The organism is Micavibrio sp. TMED2 (genome assembly GCA_002168225.1).
Lineage (GTDB): Bacteria > Pseudomonadota > Alphaproteobacteria > TMED2 > TMED2 > TMED2.
The window spans coordinates 434,629-451,432 of sequence record NHBH01000001.1 but is presented as its reverse complement, the minus strand read 5'-3'; the positions used below and the strand labels follow the sequence as shown (position 1 = coordinate 451,432).

16 protein-coding genes are annotated in these 16,804 nt (G+C 61.4%); 7 read left to right on the top strand and 9 right to left on the bottom strand.

The features are described from left to right. Positions 1-89 precede the first annotated feature (89 nt). Genes CBB62_02200 through CBB62_02190 form a run of 3 tightly spaced genes read left to right on the top strand, consistent with a single transcriptional unit; the run spans position 90 to position 3,474 of the window. Positions 90-1,967, top strand: a complete 1,878-nt coding sequence (locus tag CBB62_02200; protein ID OUT41194.1) for a hypothetical protein — start codon at positions 90-92, stop codon at positions 1,965-1,967. Further along, positions 1,964-2,749, top strand: a complete 786-nt coding sequence (locus CBB62_02195; GenBank protein OUT41193.1) for a hypothetical protein — start codon at positions 1,964-1,966, stop codon at positions 2,747-2,749. Before CBB62_02200 ends, CBB62_02195 begins: the two co-directional genes overlap by 4 nt. Continuing rightward, on the top strand, positions 2,746-3,474 hold the full coding sequence (locus tag CBB62_02190; protein ID OUT41192.1) for a hypothetical protein: 729 nt from the start codon (positions 2,746-2,748) through the stop codon (positions 3,472-3,474). Before CBB62_02195 ends, CBB62_02190 begins: the two co-directional genes overlap by 4 nt. Here the strand turns inward: CBB62_02190 and CBB62_02185 are convergent. From CBB62_02185 to CBB62_02145, 9 genes are all read right to left on the bottom strand, one after another. Then, on the bottom strand, positions 3,471-4,250 hold the full coding sequence (locus CBB62_02185) for a hypothetical protein (protein OUT41191.1): 780 nt from the start codon (positions 4,248-4,250) through the stop codon (positions 3,471-3,473). The genes CBB62_02190 and CBB62_02185 overlap by 4 nt on opposite strands. Next, positions 4,250-5,230 carry a hypothetical protein gene (locus CBB62_02180; GenBank protein ID OUT41190.1) on the bottom strand — a complete coding sequence of 327 codons (981 nt, stop codon included), beginning with the start codon at positions 5,228-5,230 and terminating at the stop codon, positions 4,250-4,252. Before CBB62_02180 ends, CBB62_02185 begins: the two co-directional genes overlap by 1 nt. A 19-nt stretch (positions 5,231-5,249) precedes the next feature. Further along, a complete protein-coding gene (locus tag CBB62_02175; protein ID OUT41189.1) occupies positions 5,250-6,488 on the bottom strand; it encodes a hypothetical protein in 1,239 nt (412 codons plus the stop codon). Positions 6,489-6,595: 107 nt separating this feature from the next. Further along, complete coding sequence (locus CBB62_02170; GenBank protein ID OUT41188.1) at positions 6,596-7,150, bottom strand: hypothetical protein; 555 nt, start codon at positions 7,148-7,150, stop codon at positions 6,596-6,598. Positions 7,151-7,570: 420 nt separating this feature from the next. Next, positions 7,571-8,866 (bottom strand): hypothetical protein, encoded by a 1,296-nt coding sequence (locus CBB62_02165; protein ID OUT41187.1) that lies wholly within the window; start codon positions 8,864-8,866, stop codon positions 7,571-7,573. Between the two features lie 9 nt (positions 8,867-8,875). After that, positions 8,876-10,261 carry a hypothetical protein gene (locus CBB62_02160; protein OUT41186.1) on the bottom strand — a complete coding sequence of 462 codons (1,386 nt, stop codon included), beginning with the start codon at positions 10,259-10,261 and terminating at the stop codon, positions 8,876-8,878. Further along, positions 10,258-10,737, bottom strand: a complete 480-nt coding sequence (locus tag CBB62_02155) for a hypothetical protein (protein OUT41185.1) — start codon at positions 10,735-10,737, stop codon at positions 10,258-10,260. The genes CBB62_02160 and CBB62_02155 overlap by 4 nt, the downstream gene beginning before the upstream one ends. Next, positions 10,734-11,159, bottom strand: a complete 426-nt coding sequence (locus tag CBB62_02150) for a hypothetical protein (GenBank protein OUT41184.1) — start codon at positions 11,157-11,159, stop codon at positions 10,734-10,736. Before CBB62_02150 ends, CBB62_02155 begins: the two co-directional genes overlap by 4 nt. Beyond that, positions 11,149-11,856 carry a hypothetical protein gene (locus CBB62_02145; GenBank protein OUT41183.1) on the bottom strand — a complete coding sequence of 236 codons (708 nt, stop codon included), beginning with the start codon at positions 11,854-11,856 and terminating at the stop codon, positions 11,149-11,151. The genes CBB62_02150 and CBB62_02145 overlap by 11 nt, the downstream gene beginning before the upstream one ends. Between CBB62_02145 and CBB62_02140 the strand changes: the two genes are divergently transcribed. The 4 genes from CBB62_02140 to CBB62_02125 all read left to right on the top strand — a co-directional run bounded on the left by CBB62_02140 (position 11,651) and on the right by CBB62_02125 (position 16,759). Then, positions 11,651-12,676: a hypothetical protein gene (locus CBB62_02140; GenBank protein OUT41182.1), complete on the top strand. Its 1,026-nt coding sequence runs from the start codon at positions 11,651-11,653 to the stop codon at positions 12,674-12,676. The genes CBB62_02145 and CBB62_02140 overlap by 206 nt on opposite strands. A gap of 163 nt (positions 12,677-12,839) precedes the next feature. Then, positions 12,840-13,448 carry a hypothetical protein gene (locus CBB62_02135; protein OUT41181.1) on the top strand — a complete coding sequence of 203 codons (609 nt, stop codon included), beginning with the start codon at positions 12,840-12,842 and terminating at the stop codon, positions 13,446-13,448. Between the two features lie 66 nt (positions 13,449-13,514). Next, positions 13,515-14,606 (top strand): hypothetical protein, encoded by a 1,092-nt coding sequence (locus CBB62_02130; protein OUT41180.1) that lies wholly within the window; start codon positions 13,515-13,517, stop codon positions 14,604-14,606. Between the two features lie 263 nt (positions 14,607-14,869). Beyond that, a complete protein-coding gene (locus tag CBB62_02125) occupies positions 14,870-16,759 on the top strand; it encodes a hypothetical protein (GenBank protein ID OUT41179.1) in 1,890 nt (629 codons plus the stop codon). Positions 16,760-16,804: the final 45 nt, after the last annotated feature.

Below are 16,804 nucleotides of genomic sequence, written 5' to 3'. Positions count from 1 at the left end.
CGATTTCCGGTCGCATATAAAAATCATTCTGCTATATCCCAATGCGCACAGCCGCCCCGACACCCTGAACCCGTGACCGACCCAAGCCGATGGATTTCTACCTGCTACAGGCTCTGACCGGACTTGCCAGCGCGGCCTCGCTGTTTCTGGTGGCAGCCGGGCTGACGATCATTTTCGGGGTTGTACGTGTGGTCAACTTCGCCCATGGCTCGTTCTACATGCTCGGTGCCTATATCGGTTACAGCATCAGCGCCTGGGCCATGGCCTCACCACTCGACCAGATTGCCGGATTCTGGCTGGCCCTGCCGCTTGCCGCCATTACGGTCGGGCTCATCGGTGTGGCATTCGAGGTTGTCGTGCTCCGCCGCCTCTACAGGGGTGATGAGCTGCTGCCGCTGCTTGCCAGCTTCGCCCTCGTACTCGTCATACAGGATCTGACACGTACGATATGGGGACCGACCGAGTTGCTCGGCCCGCGTGCGCCGTTGCTTGATGGCAGTATCCGTATGCTCGGCGGGCGTCTGCCCAGCTATGACCTGTTCCTGATCGTGCTGGCACCGCTGGTTCTGCTGGGTTTGTGGCTGCTGTTCAACCGTACGCGCTTTGGTGTACTTGTCCGGGCCGCAACCAATGATCGCGACATGCTGAGCGCGCTTGGCGTTGATCAGGCACGGCTGTTTACGCTGGTCTTCTTCATCGGTGCGGCACTGGCCGGGCTGGGCGGTGCCCTGCAACTGCCGCGCAGCACCGCCAATCTGGAAATGGACCTGTCCCTCATCGCCGAGGTCTTCGTCATTGTGGTAATCGGCGGGCTAGGCTCAATCACCGGGGCGTTTCTGGCAGCGATACTGGTCGGGCTGGTGCAATCCTTCGGGCTGCTGTTTTTCCCGGAACTGGCACTGGTTTTCATCTTCCTCGTGATGGCCGTCATCCTCACCATCCGGCCCAACGGGCTGCTCGGTCGGGCACCATCGGCCATGGTGCAGGCACCGGCCCACCGGCGCAGGATAAGCCGGGAACCGCTTGGTATCGTTGCGCAATCCATACTGGCAATAGCGCTGCTGGCGGCCCCGCTCTACGCCTCGCCCTACCTCGTTTCCGTCATCGCCGAGTTCTGGGTACTGGCGCTGCTGGCTTCCAGCCTGTTCCTGATCATGGGCACGGGCGGGCTGGTTTCCTTCGGCCATGCCGCCCTGTTCGGGACCGGTGCCTATATGCTCGCCTTCATCAATGCCTGGACCGCCGGGGCCGATTACGCCTGGTGGGTAGGGCTGGGGCTGGCGATGGTGCTGGGTGCGGTCATGGGGGCCGTGATCGGGGCCGTCGCGGCCCGGCGCAGCGGCGTCTATCTCGCCATGTTGACCCTCGCCGCCGCACAGGTATTGTGGTCGATCAGCGTCCAGTGGATCAGCGTCACCGGCGGCGATAACGGCATTCTCGGCCTATGGCTACCCGATGCCATGCGCGATCCGGCGGTCTCCTACTGGCTGATTGCCGTACTTGCCCTTGCCGGGCTGGTCGCCATCCGGCGCATTGACCGCAGCGGCTTCGGCCTCAGCATACAGGCGATCAGTGATGCACCCTTGCGCGCCACGCTCTCCGGTTTCGAGCCGTGGCAACGGCATGTGGCACTGTTCGCCCTCGCCGGGGCACTGGCGGGATTGGCGGGCGCGCTTCATGCCCTGCTCAAGGGCTCGGTGTTTCCCAATGATCTTGGCATCCCGCTCTCGGTGGATGCACTTGCAATGCTGCTGCTCGGCGGGATCGGCAGCGTTATCGGCCCGGTTATCGGTGCCGCTGTGTTCTTCGGCATCAAGGTTTCTTTTGCCGCGCTGGATTACTGGCGCTTTGTGTTGGGTGTGCTGATTATCCTGACCTGTGTTGTGGCACCGGGCGGCATCGCCAAGGCCATGCTCGATATCCGCCTGCTGCTGACCCGCCAGCGTGACGGGGAGGCAGAGGTATGACCGACACGCCACTGCTTTCCGTTGAGCACCTGACCAAACGCTTCGGCGGCATTGCCGCCTGTGATGATGTCTCCTTCCACCTGATGGCCGGGGAGCGGCTGGCCCTGATTGGTCCCAACGGGGCGGGCAAGACCACCTGTTTCAACCTGCTGTCGGGCCTGCTGAAACCAGACAGTGGCACGATCAGCGTCAATGGTTGCGACATTACCCGACAGCCCGCGCACCGTCGTATCAGCACTGGCATGGCCCGTACGTTCCAGATCGCCATGCCCTATCGCCAGCTTCGGGTGATCGAGAATGTCGCGCTTGCGCTCGCCGGACAGCAACGGCGTGGCAGCTGGCGGCTGTTCACCAGCCTGCCCGCCGATCAGTTCGAGCAGGCCGCCGGTATTCTCGACCGCATCGGCCTCCCCCACCTCGCCGACATGCGAGCGGAGAACCTGGCCTATGGCGACCAGAAGCGGCTTGAAATTGCCATGGTGATGGCGGCAAAGCCCCGGCTGCTGCTGCTCGATGAACCAATGGCGGGCATTACCAATCATGAACGTGCCGCCCTGATGGCACAGGCCCGGGCGCTGTCCGAGGCGGAGCAGGAAACTCCAGCCGCCATCCTGTTTACCGAGCATGACATGGACATTGTCTTCGACCATGCGACCCGCATTATCGTGCTTGATCACGGGCGAATCATTGCCGATGGCAAACCCGAGGAGATTGCCGACAATGCGCTGGTGCAGAATATTTATCTCGGAACCGAAACGGTTTACGAAGAGGGCGGGGCATGAGCGACGCATTCTTCACCGTCGAATACCTGACCGCCGGTTATGGCAAGGCGACCGTCCTGCATAATGTCAGCTTCACCCTGTCCGCCGGCAGCGTCACCCTGCTCACCGGTCGCAACGGGGTTGGCAAATCCACCCTGATGAAATCGCTGATCGGGCTGGTGCCGACCAGCAAGGCCATGGTCCGGCTTGAAAACACCACACTGATTACCGCCCGGAAACCTGGCAATCCGATTGAAATTGCCCGCGCCGGGATCGGCTATGTGCCCGAGGAACGGCGGGTATTCAGCGATCTGAGCGTGGCCGAAAACCTGATCGCCGGGGAGAAACAGGGACCGGGGCCGGTCTGGAATCAGGCGGATATCATGGAGCTGTTCCCGCCCCTGCGACCGCTGCTGTCACGCCGGGCCGGGCAGCTCTCCGGTGGAGAACAGCAAATGCTGGCGATTGCCCGGACCCTGATGGGCGCGCCGAAACTGCTGTTGCTCGACGAGCCATCCGAGGGACTAGCACCGGTCATCGTCAACCGTCTGGCCGGGGCGCTGCGTGATCTGGCGGCACGCGGCCTGACCATCCTGATTGCCGAACAGAACTGGCGCTTTGCCATCTCTGTTGCCAGTGATGTGCTGGTCATGGATCAGGGCCAGATCGTACACCGGGACAGCATGGCTGGGTTTGCCGCCGATACCGACGCGCAAAGCCGTCTGCTCGGCATTGGCAACAGCTAAAACAGCGAGCCCTGTACCGCTGCCGCTGTTGTCGCGACCGGTGGCGCGTAAGGCTCAATGCACCACGGCCCCTCGGCATCGCGCTTGTTGATGTCCGGCGATACCTGTCGACACTGCAGCGCCTGTCCGGACCATGGATGCAACAGACCGCCGAGCCGGGCCGGGTCGCGCTCCTCACCATTCAGCCACAGAGACCATTGCGCATCCGGAACGATAACCGGCATACGGCCATGGATCGGCTCAACATGCGTGTTTGGCGGGCAGGTGAGGATGGCAAAACTGGCGCTATTCCCAGCCACCGGTCCATCGGGATAGGCAGCCTCGATACCGGCAAGCGCAAATAGCGAGCGGTTCGGCAGATCGAAGTAATATTGCTCACGCTTACTTCCGGCTTCCCCTTTTGGCTCATAAAAGCCATCGACCAGCACCAGACAGCGGTTGAAACGCACGGCATCGGCAAAAGCGCGGGCCTCGAACACTGTTTCCGACCGGGCATTGATAAACGGCCCGCGTTTTGACTGGCGGATATAGTCATCACTCATCCAGCCGGGCCGATAGCCCCAGCGTGACAAGGTCAGGGAAGGAATATTTTCAGTGTTTGAGCCGGAACCGGAACGAATAATCAGGCACTGGCTCGACGGGCGGATATTATAGCGACCGGCAGCGGCTTCGTAACCGGCTGCAAAGCCCGGATCGACGGTGATGTCGTCCAGCACCTCCGCCACCTCGATGACGGCGTCTTTATGCTTCTTTGACTGGGAAAACCGGCCGCACATCAGGCAATCAGGTTTTCGAGCGGCTCACCGGCGATATAACGGCTGATGTTACCGACGAAGAAATCGGCGTAACGCGCTGTAAAGCCGACAACATTATCAGCCGTATGCGGCGTGATCAGGGTATTCGGCGCACCCCATAACGGGTCATCTTCCGGCAGTGGCTCCTTGTCGAACACATCAAGATAGGCCCCCATCAGCCTGCCGCCATAGAGCGCCTCGGTCAGGGCCGGTTGATCGACAACCTTGCCACGGGCGGTATTGATGAAGATCGCACCGCGCTTCATCGCAGCGAAGGCTTCGGCGTCGAATGCGCGCTTGGTCGTGGCATCGAACCGCAGATGCAGGCTGACCACATCGGCCCGTGGCAGCAGGGACAGCAGGGCGTCACGCTCCGGCCCGTGGACCTCATCGGCAAGCGGATGCTCCGCCGGAGTATTGCGCGTTGCCAGAACCTTCATGCCCAGCGCCTTGGCATTATGGGCCAGCCGCTGACCGATCGCGCCGAAACCGACCACGAGCAGGGTCTTGCCAGCCAGCGGACGAAACGGCATCGGTCGCCAGTCGCCCATGGTCTGCAACGTACGGTAGCTCAGGAAATGGCCATTGATCGCCAGCATCGCGCCGGTAATCGTCTCTGCCAGCGACTGCGCCAGCACACCGGCGCAGTGGGTCACCTGCACCTTGTCACGGTCCCAGTCAGGCAGATGGTCATAGCCGGACCCGCCGAGCTGGACCCATTTCACCGTCGGGTGCTCAAACACCGCGCGCAGGCTGTCACGCGGAAAAGCAGGCCCGGAGATAGAAAACACAATCTCCGGATCTGTGGCGGCCAGCACGCCGGGCAACATCTCGCCATGGGTCGCCACCTCGAACTCCTGCCCCGGAAACCGCGATTGCAGCACTTTCAGGCAATCGGCGGGTTCCGTATGCAGGACCAGAACCGGACGTTCGGAGATAACGGCTTGCTGTTGCTCGGACATTATTGCTGATCAGGTAAGTTTAGTTGGCAGGACGCATGGCGGCGGCTTCATCACCACCGGGCAGGTAATCGCCACCCTTGGCATAATGCCAGTCAACCATGCGTGGCTGACCGTCAACCACGGCGGTACGACCGACAAAGGCACCGAGCGTCGACTGGTGATCGGCGGAACGATAGACGATCGGACCGAACGGGCTGTCAACCTCAAGACCGCTCAGCGCCTCGATGATCGCGCCTGCATCGGTGCTGCCGGCCTTGTCGAGCGCTGCTGCAATTGACTTCATCGTGGTATAGCCAACGATGGAACCTACCATCGGCTCCTCATTGAAGCTCGCGCGATAGGCCTCGGCGAATTTGTCATGTTCCGGAGTATCGATCTGATCGAACGGATAACCGGTCACGATCCAGCCTTCCGGTGCCTCGGCACCGAGCGGCAGCAGATATTCCGGCTCACCGGTCAGCAGGCTGACCACAGAACGGTCGTCGAACAGGCCACGCAGGCTGCCTTCACGCACGAATTTCGCCAGATCGGCACCAAAGGTGACGTTGTAGATTGCATCGGGACGCTCACGCAGCAGCGCCTGAACCGTGACACCGGCCTCGATCTTGCCAAGGGCGGGCCATTGCTCGCCGACAAACTCCACATCGGGGCGCAGCTCCTTCAGCGCGGCCTTGAAGTTCTCAACCGCAGACTGGCCATACTCATAGTTCGGCGCAACGGTAACCCAGCGCTTGGCGGGCAGTTTCGCGGCTTCCTCGGCCAGCATTTTGGCTTGCATATAGGTGCTTGGACGCAGGCGGAAGGTGTAGTCATTGCCCTTCGACCAGACCATGGCATCGCTCAGCGGTTCGGACGCCAGGAACGGCACCTGCTCTTTCGCGGCATAATCGGCAACGGCGAGGCCAACATGGCTGAAGAAGGTACCGGCGATCAACACGGCCTTATGCGCCTGAACCAGCTCGCTGGCAACGCGCTGGGCATCGGCAGGGGTACCGCCATCATCACGGCTGATAACGCTCAACGGGCGGCCATTGAGCACGCCACCGGCGGCATTGATTTCCTCAACCGCCAGTTCCCAGCCTTTTTTGTATGGCTCGGTAAAGGCAGGCAGGCGGGTATAGCTGTTCAGTTCACCGATCACCACCGGCTCGGCCGCAACAGCAGGCAGGCCCGGCACCGAAAGGGCGAGCACACCGGCAGCGATAACGGCACGACGTGAGATGATGCCCAGACGGGCAAAGGATGACTTGGTATTCATTGGGGGCAACTCCGGGGGCAAAGTCCGAAAAAGGGATGGCCGCAGTCATAGCAGCGCAGACCCCCGAGGTTAAGTGCTGTTTACCCCGAAACCGTAATTTGTCGTGATCAGCCGAGCTTCTTCAGCAGTCTGACAATTTCCACCCGTTCATCCTGTGACAGCGGACCAAGCACAGCCGGGGTCACCCGGCTGGCCGTCGGCAGGCATTCGATCAGCAGATCACGGCCCTGATCGGTCAGGCTCAGCAAGGACCGTCGTCGGTCATTGGGATCATCGCGGCGGCAGATAAGGCCGCGCTTGATCAGCCTGCGGACAACCCCCTGATTGGTGGCCGGGTCGAGATTGACCAGACGCCCCAGATGGTTCTGCGATACTTCCTCGATTTCCGCCATTTTGCACAAGGATGCAAACTGGGTCGGGGTGAGGTCGTAATCCTTCATCCGCTGCTGGAACAGGGATGTCACCCGCTGCTGTACCCGACGCAGCAAAAAGCCGACTTCCTGACTGACGTCAAAAGCGGCTCCGTTCAACAATAATGGATTATCCGGATCTTGCGGACCGCTACCTGTCTCGGTAGCCGATGCCGTTGGAATATCCGGCCGTGTGCTCAGTGTCTCAACATCCGCGGACACCTGTCTCTCACTCGTTCGCCAATCGTTCATACCCTCCCCTTCCGGTCCGCTTGTCCCGCCGCCCTATTCAGGTGCTGGTCAGGATGCGGCCATTTTGGACCCGCCGGTCAGGAATTATGTGCTCCTGTTATTTTATCCGTGCGGGCTTTTATTATTGTTATGCGGGACAATACCCGTCTCACACCTTATGGATGGTGCTTGCAAGCAATAGCGTATTTACCATCACTTGATGTTCAGTGAGCGTCCGAACGCGCTGAATGTCTAGTAAATAATGTGATGCGTTGCGGCATTTTTTCATGATGCAGAACCGCAAGTGGCAGATATCGTTAGGCTATTTCAACCAGGCCCTTGGAACAGCATACGATTATATGCTCTTTGTCCGACAAGTCCGGTGGTTGCGGCGCATACCAGCCTCGGGGAATCTGTCATCTGCTGAATATTACGCTACAATCAGGCCTTGATCAGCTGTCTGATCGGCCCTGCCTCCCGGCTGTTCGGGAAAACATGATTCTCCACATCCGCCCATGACAGACCCAGATGCTGGGCCAGAACCGATTTCAGAATGCTGCGCGCATCCAACGTCGGCGCCAGATCACGTCCCTGATAAAGCTTTGACGTATCGAGACCCGGCCAGTTGGTCAGCACATGCCCGCCATTGACCGACCCACCGGCGAGCAGTGCCATGCCGCCGGTGCCATGATCGGTGCCACGGGTGCCATTGACCGCGACGGTGCGACCGAACTCGGTCATCACCACAATCGCGGTGCGGTCCCAGACCGGTGCCAGTTCCTTCGCCAGCAGGGCGATGCCCTCATCCAGCTGCCGCAGACGGTTGGCAAGCTGGCCGGTGCCTGCCCCCTGATTGGCATGAGTATCCCAGCCACCGACCTCAATCACCGCCATGCGCGGGCCGTCAGCGGCCTGCAGCATCCGGGCCGCCGTGCCCAGCGTCCGGGTCAGCACCTGATTGCCGCCAGCAGCACCGCCTCCCCCCATCATGCCCTGCTGCGCCTGATCGGCGATGACATCGGCGCTGACCGCCTGTTGCAGCAAGGTCGAGAACAGCTGGTCATGGGCATAGACATGTGCGAGACGGGCCAGAAAATCATCCGGCATATCGGCACCGCCGGGTGCCCATGAACTGACCGGTGTCGGCCCGGACAGGATCAGCGGTATTGTCTGGTTGAAGGCAATGCCGAGCCGCGCGCCATCGGCACCATAGAGACCCAGCATCCGGTTCATCCAGCCGTCACTGGCCCCGTTCGGGCGGTCGGCACCAACCTCGAGCAGGTTCTGGGCATCGAAGTGCGAGCGCTCCCGGTACGGGGTCGCCACCGCATGAAATACCGACAGATCACCCTGCTGATACAGCCCATGCAGGTTTTTCAGCGACGGATGCAGCCCGAAAAAGCCGTTGAGGTCGAGCACGCCGTCATCGCGGCCCGGCTCAGCCACCGCCAATTGGCCGCGTATGCCCTTATAGGCCGGATCGGCATAGGCCGGCACGGCGGCGAGGCCATCCAACCCGCCCCGCAACAGTACGAAAACAAAGCGCCGGTCGGTGGGCAGGGCGGCAAGGGACAGGCCGGGCATACCCATGGCCGCGAGCGCCATGGCGCCGGCACCGCCCTGAAACAGGGCGCGACGGGTAATCAGGCGGTTTTCCTCGCAATCATGATCATCGCAAGCAGCAGGATCATGAGAATTTATTTCGGCACCGGTATGATAATTGTCATATGCCCCCATAATCCCCTCCTATCGCCGTTGAAATTCAGGTGCCGCCAAGATCATGGCCAACCCCTCAACCCGATCCGGTGCCCGCGAGACCCAGAGCAGGGTATCGGCATTGGCCACCGGCCCGATGGTTGCCGCCATAAAGCTGTCGGGATCGAGGCTTGCGGGCAGGGCGGCAGCGACATTGCGGGCCGCCTCCACCCGCCGCATCAGTGATTCAGGCGCCAGCCACGCCTGCCCGGTATCGGGCCATCCCGCCGGGGACGGCGCATTGAACGGCTGCTGGCCGAAATCCCGCAGGGAGCGATAGACATCATTCTCCGTCACCGCGATCGGGATCGCACGGGCAACGGCGATGACATAGTCATTGGGGCTGCGCACCTTGGCCAGCGGCGCGTCCCACACCTCGGGCAGGTCGATCAGCGCATGGGCCATCGCCTTCAGATCACCACCGGTCTGGGTGAAGCGCTGGGCCAGAATGCTGACCGCCCGCTCCGGCGGATCATCGGCAATGAAGTGGCGCGCCAGCTTGGTGGCGATAAACCGTGCGGTTGCCGGATGACGCGCCAGCATGGACAGTGCCAGATGCGCCTGTGCCTCGCCCTGCTGCTCAAAACGATAGCCGAGGAAATCCTTTGGCCCCGGCTCATGGAGCAGGTCGGCAAACAGGAAATCACCGCCCGATAGGTCGGGCAGCTGTGCCGCCGCGCGTGGCGGCAACAGCCATTTCACCGCGCCCAGCGTCCAGCCGGTCAGCATCTTGGCAAAGGCGATCACATCATCCTGGCTATAGCCGCCATCGACGCCGAGCGTATGCAGTTCCAGTATCTCCCGCGCCAGATTCTCGTTCAGCCCGCGTCCACCGAACCGCCCGGCCATGGAGTTCGGGCCGATCGACTGCGCCTGATCGAGATACATCAGCATTGCCGGGTGTCTGGTCGAGGCCAGCAGCATATCCTCAAACCGGCCAAGCACATGGGGGCGGATTACCTCTCGTTCGAAGGCACCGAGGAAGGGTTGCGCCTGATTCTTGCTGGCCGAGACCGTGAAATGGTTCGACCAGAAGTGCACCAGCCGCTCGTAAAACGGTGTCCCGCTCTCGATCGAGGCCATGGTCCTGGCCAGTGCCTCGCCACGATATTGCTGGCGGAACATCCGCGCCATATCGCGATTGATCTGCTGCCGGTCATTGCGATTGGCCTCACGGCTCTTTTTCAGGGACTCAAATACCGTATTACCGAGCTCGGCGCTGCCGGGAAACGTCTGCAACCGTTGTGGCATGACCGGGGCCTGCTGCAGTTGCAGGCGGAGCCAGCCTTTCGGGTCCGGGGCAATCGCCGCAAGGTCACCGGGGCGCGGCCCAAGACCAAAGCGGGATGCAGCGATCGCCGCCTGCACCGTGGTCATGGCCCGGGCATCCGTACCGTGGCCAGCTTGCGCCGCCCATCCGGGGACAACCGGCCCGCCGCCTCGACAAAGGCCGATTGCATGGCACTGCCGACCCGGTCACGGTGCTGGTCGAAATCTGCCATCGCTGCTTCCAGCGCCGCACGGTCGAACGGCTCGGCCTTGAGCGCCCGCCTGACGGCACCACCAAGCTCGCGACGTTCCTCACGCGCACCGCGCATTGCCGACATCCCCTCTTTGAAGGCTTCGCGCAGCACCTTGCGATCGGCATCATTCATGGTGCGGGCCACCTCATGGAACCCACGCGCCACATGCCCGCCGGGTCCGTGACGGAAGCCACCCTTGCCGGCAATGAACCCGCCCAGTGCGAGATTGAGGCCAAGCGACAGGAACAGGGCAATCGCCAGCACCCAGATGCTACGACGACCGGCTTTCGCCTTGGTCGGCACCGGTGTTTGCTCATCCGTCATAGTCATTCAAAATTCTCCCCGCTATCGAATCCCGGATAAATGCTGCCAAAACCATCCTGCCAGTTGAGTGCCAGATCGGTGGTTTCCAGCGGATCCACCAGTTCATCGCCGATCACCGGCAATGCGGCACCAAGCTCGCTCAATGTCCCGGCACCGAGCATGAAGCCAACCACCGCACTGGCGGCGAGCGCCGTTGCCGATGGCACAAGGATCAGGCCGGAATGGCGGATACCGAGCTGTTGTTTCAGGTTCTGCCACCAGCCGATCTGAGCCGCCGCGACCGGGTAACGGTCCTGTGACTGCAGCATTGCCTGTTCGGCAATCCGGGCGGCCAGCGCCGGGGCCGCGGCATCGCTGGCCGCGCGCGACAGTGCTGCACCGACCAGCCGGTCGAGTTCGGTATCGGTAATCGGTTTTTCAGACGTCATGGCTGACTACCCCTTCGAGATGTTGGCGCAACTGTCGGCGTGCACGGACCAGAAGCCCTTCAAGCGCCTTGATATGCACCCCCATGATTGATGCCGCATCGGCATTGCTGTGCCCTTCCATGGCACAGAGTGTTATGGCAACCCGCTGTCGTTCCGGTAGCGAACCAATCGCATCCCGAACCTGATTATCCCGCTCCTGCGCCAGTAATTGCCGCGCAGGATCGGGGGTCTGATCGACCAGTACCGGGGCGGCATCCAGATCGACAAACTGTCGCCCCCGGCCCTTGCCGAGCCTGCGTTGGCGGTCAATGCAGAGATTGACCAGAATGCGCTGGAACCATGTGGCAAACCCGGCCTGTCCCGCGGCCTGACGCTGCTCCACCGTGGCGGTGTCGGCGGGCGGCACCCATTTCGGGGCATTGATCCAGACCTTGGAGAACGCTTCCTGCGCAATATCCTCTGCCTCGGGTCCGAGGCCGTCAAAACCGCGTATGATGACCAGCGCCCGGCCCAGATGCCGTTCGACCAGCGCGGCAAAGGCAATCCGGTCACCACGGGCAACCCGGCGCATCAGCCCGGTATCATCCTCCGGCTCATGTGACCCGCGCTCATCCTGCTCATATGGCGTCGTCAGAACGGCTTCTCCCCAGGGAATGTCGGTTCCGATAGCTGGCCCCATTTCCAGTCCGCACCGCATCAGACTATCACCATTTGACCGCAATCAAATGCCCGATATGTGCCTGATATTATGGTTGTCGCATGTCTCATACCGGACAGACACGCAGCAGCATGGGCAAACCCTGCGTGACCGGCACCGAAATTGCCGATTTTTTTGGCTAGTATTTGCCAAGCGGTGCCGAAACACCTATTTGGTGGCCCAAGAGTGTCATTTAAAACCGGGCAACTTCCCGGAATTACCAAGGATATTCATGTCCGAGATTGTCAGCGCCAGCATGACCGGTGATGGTCAGCCGAACCAGATCGCCAATGCGTTCCGGCTCGCCATGCGCCAGATGGCCCAGACGGTCACGGTAATCGCTTGCCGCGATCCCGAAACCGGCAACCGCTATGGCATGACCGCATCCTCGGTCACCTCGCTCAGCATGGAACCGCCCGCCATTGTTGCCTGCATCAACAATGATGCCTCGATGCGCCCGGTTCTGTCGGTCGGCCAGCAGATCAGCATCAATATCCTGAGCGACGAGCAAAGCGCACTCAGCAATGCCTTTGCCACCGAGCCGGATACCGCCAGCCGTTTCGATCACGGTGACTGGCGCGACGAACCGGTCGCTGCCGACGAGACAGCCAATTCTGGCAAACCGCTCCCGGCCACGCCCTATCTCAATGATTGCGCCAGCCACATGCTGGCCACCATCCGCGAACTGAAGCCATGGAGCACCCATGTTCTTGTGATCGCCGAGATCAACAGCGCCATGACCGACCCCACGCGCAAACCGCTGCTGTATCATGACGGTGCCTATATCGCCCTCGGCAACCCGATTGCCTACCAGAGCTAACGGACAAAACAGCGCATTGTGGCGCTGACAGCACGGGTGTTCATGAACCGCCCGGCATCCCGCCGTACCGATTGAGCCACCATCCCATTCATGCGACTCATGGGCTGGGCGGTTTTCTGTAGAGTTGCCCCGATTTCATTCTGCGGCAGTGACTGAACTAGCGATGACGACGCAACCACCAACCCTCAGCAGGCGTGGCTTTGGCCTGCAACTGGCCGGGGCAGCAGCCCTCGGGCTGGGCTATGGGCTTGGCAGCGGGTTTGGCTGTGGCAGCATCGGTGCCAGTTCGGCGCTTGCCAGCGCGGGAACCGGCATTCCGCTGCCAGAGACAAGGGGCCTCTGGCTCTACAACAAGAATACCGGCGAACATCTGCGCATCGCCCATGTCCGGCGCGGTTTTTATGACCTGCAGGCATTGGCGCGCCTCGACTGGCTGCTGCGCGATCATCATGTGAGCAAGTACATGCGTATCGACCGCAAGCTCTATGACATGATGTATGTGACCCAGCAGCATTTCGGCGCGGACCGTCCGCTGATCGTGACCAGCGGCTTCCGCACCGCCGCCACCAACCGCAAACTTGCCGAAACCATACCCGGCGTGGCGCGCAACAGCCTGCATATCAGCGGCAAGGCGGTGGATTTCCAGATCCCGGAATGCAGCCCGAAAACCGTCTGCCGCTACCTGAACAATCTCGGTGTCGGCGGGGTTGGCCGCTATCCGGCGCATATCCATATGGATGCGGGTAGTGTAAGACAGTGGTCTAATGTCTAATCCGGCGACCGCCTGATCGACATTTGCCATCACGTCCCCCGTCACATTCGTCACACCTGCCGCCCCATGGATAAACCCCATCATATCGCGATTATCGGTACCGGTCTTGCCGGTCTCAGTGCCGCCTATCAACTGGCCAGCCAATGCCGGGCCAAGGCGCTGAACGGGCAGGAAATCACTATCAGCCTGATTGACAAATCGCGCGGTTTGGGTGGTCGTCTGGCCAATCGCCGCCTGCCCAATGGCGCGGCTTTCAATCACGGGGCGCAATATGTCCGGGCGGGCAGCAGCCGGTTTCAAGAGCTGATGGAGCGGGCCTGCCGCCATGAGCATGCGATCCGTTGGGCCGACCCGATCACCAACGGCCCGTCACCGGAGGCCGATACCGATCGGCCCCGCTATGTCGGCACCCCCGGCATGAGCGCCCTCGGTCGGTTCATGTTCAGCGAGGCCGACCGGCAGGCCAAGGCCTGTGGCATCGAGATCGCCCGCTATCGTCAAACCCAAATCACTGAGCTTGCCCGCACCACACATGGCGAGCATGGTTGGCTGCTGATGGATAATCTGGGCACACAGCTTGGCCCCTTCGACAGCCTCATCATCGCCATTCCGGCACCGCAGGCCGGCCATCTGCTCACCGCCCTCGATGCCGGCGAGAACCCGTCCCTTGCGCCACTGATCAAGGCGACAGAGACCGGGATGGCGCCATGCTGGTCAACCATGGTCGGGTTCGATACCGCCCTCGCCAGCGCACAGGATGCCTGGCAACCGCCGGACAGCCCGCTGGTCTGGGTCGGTCGCGGCGTGCGCGCCGATACCGCTGATAGCCCTGCCGACTGGCATGGCTATATCCTCCATGCCGACCCGGACTGGACACGAACCCATCTCGCCAGGAGCGCCAATAAGATCGGGCCGATGATGCTGGACCTGCTGGCCAGCGCCATGGGCAAGCCGCTGCCGGAGCATATCCACCTGTCGAGCCATCTCTGGCGTTATGCCTTTGCCCCCAACGCCTCGGGTCAGCCATGCCATATGGCGAGCGATATCGGGCTGGTGCTGGCCGGTGACTGGTGCCTCGGCAATCGGGCGGAATCCGCCTTCGAGAGCGGCATCGCAGCGGGCAATGCGGTTATTGACACCATGCTTCAGGTGTCATAACCAGATACCGATTCAGAACGAATCGCCTTGAAAATTGCGGTTTTTTGGGGGTTCACGGCGGCCATTCGGTCCATGCCGGACACTGTTCAGAAGTATTCCACAACTTGTATGGGGCTGCCAAGTTGTTGCGATAACAACAGCTTAGCCAGACAGAAGTCATGCCGGGCAACGAGGCATGTGACCTGCGGACTTTACGAAGCCCGATCAGGCCACGTATCTCATGCTGACGCATCATTTTAAGAATAAACAGGGGCAGACAGCCAATGTCGTTGCGGACGAAACAATTTTTGCTGACCAGTGCAGCCACCATGGCGATCACCATCGCCCTTGCCACCCCATCCAGCGCCCGCGCGAATGATGCAAACGAAGTGATCGGTCAACCCGTCGTCGGTCGTCTCGCGACAGCCGCACCAAGCGGTCAGAAGGCACCGGCCTTCCTCGGTACCGATAATGACGCCCCGGCAGCAGAAGCAACCGCCGCCGCTGAGACCACTTCTGAAACTACAGTTGAGACCACTGCCGCGAGCATGGCATCCGAACTCGCCGATGCCCAAATGCAGCGCCTGAAGGGTCGGCTGACTGATCAGATCGCCACTTTGCCACCAGTTGCTGAAGCTGCTGCCACTGTTGGAGAGCCGGTTGCCGACAAGGCCAGCGACGCTGCAACCGATGATGCCGAGGAAGTGGTCGAGATTTTCTCCGGCGACATTCCCGTGCGTGAGAAAACTGTTATCCTGCCACCGGTGCCGATGAGCAAGCCGGTTACCGGCAGCTTCCATCAGTCAGAGCGCAATGATGACATGCCGCTCACCGAGAGCGTGCTCGCCAGCTCTGCCGACATGGTGCAGGTCGCTGACGCCTCACAGGTGGCGCAGGCCGTCACCGGCGATATGGCCGCGGTGATCCTCAAGGCGATCGAGAACCACCCACAGGTTCTGGGTCGTCGCGCCTCACTTGAAGCCAGCAATGAAGCGGTGAAGATCGAACGTTCCGACCTGTTCCCGACCCTTTCCGCCGAGGGTTTCACCGGTTATCGCAATACCGACAACCGCACCACCCGCGCCCGCCCGACCCGTGGCGCCAATGGTGATGGCGATGTCAGCGCCTGGGCCAGCGAAGGCACCCTCCGCTTGCGTCAGTTGCTGTTCGATTTCGGCAAATCCCCGAACGAGATTGATGCAGCCAAATCCCGCCTGAGTGAATCCCAATTCGTTGAGGCCGACAGTGAGGAACAGATCGGCCTGCGCGCCGTGGAAGCCTATCTCTCGGTCCAACAGAGCAAGATGAACACCGAACTGGCCGAACGTAACGTCGATGCCCATCTGACCACGCTGGACAATGTAAGCCGCCGCGCCGATGCCGGTGCCGGTGACACCGGTGACGTAACCCAGACCGAGAGCCGCCTCGCCCTCGCCCGTGAAATCCTGCTTGGTTTCGAGGAAGCCCTCGACATTGCACAGGCCGATTTCAAGGAAGCGGTCGGCGAGATGCCCGGTATGCTTTCCCCTGCGAAAGTGCCTGCCATTCCGGTGCCGGATCGAGTTGACGAGGCAATCGAGATTGCCAAGACCGAGAACCCGTTCATTGTTGCCGCCGGTCATGCCGCCGAGGGTTTCGGCCATGATGCCGATGCCGCCTTCGGTGATTTCTACCCGCGCTTCGACCTCGACCTCAGCTATACCCGCGGCGATGACGTCAGCGGCATCGGTGGCCGGGACGAGGAAACCCGCGCACTGGTCCGCATGGTCTGGGATATTCCGGTTGCCGGTGGCGAGATTGCCAACCGTAAGCGCCTGCTGCGCCTGCAGGAAGCAGCCGAACTGGAGCAGGAAGAGCGCGTCCGCCTGATCGAGGAAGCGGTCCGCACCAGCTATGCTCAGGTCAAGCGCACCGAGACCCAGATCGAACAGCTGCGTCTGCGTGCTGATTCAGCCGATGGCGTTGTTGAAGCCTATCAGAAGCAGTTCGGCGCCGGTCGCCGCACCCTGCTCGACCTGCTCGACAGTGAAAACGAGCGGTTTCTGGCACGGGTTGCCCTGAATAACGGCGAAATCGACCTGATCCGGGCGAATTACCAGCTATTCACCGCCATGGGCCGTCTGCGTCAGGTTCTCGGCCTGCCAGCGAAGCTGGTGGAACCGAAAGACGACTGATTTTTCAACAGTCGTCCCCATAGTCACCATGGTTCCATAAGCAAC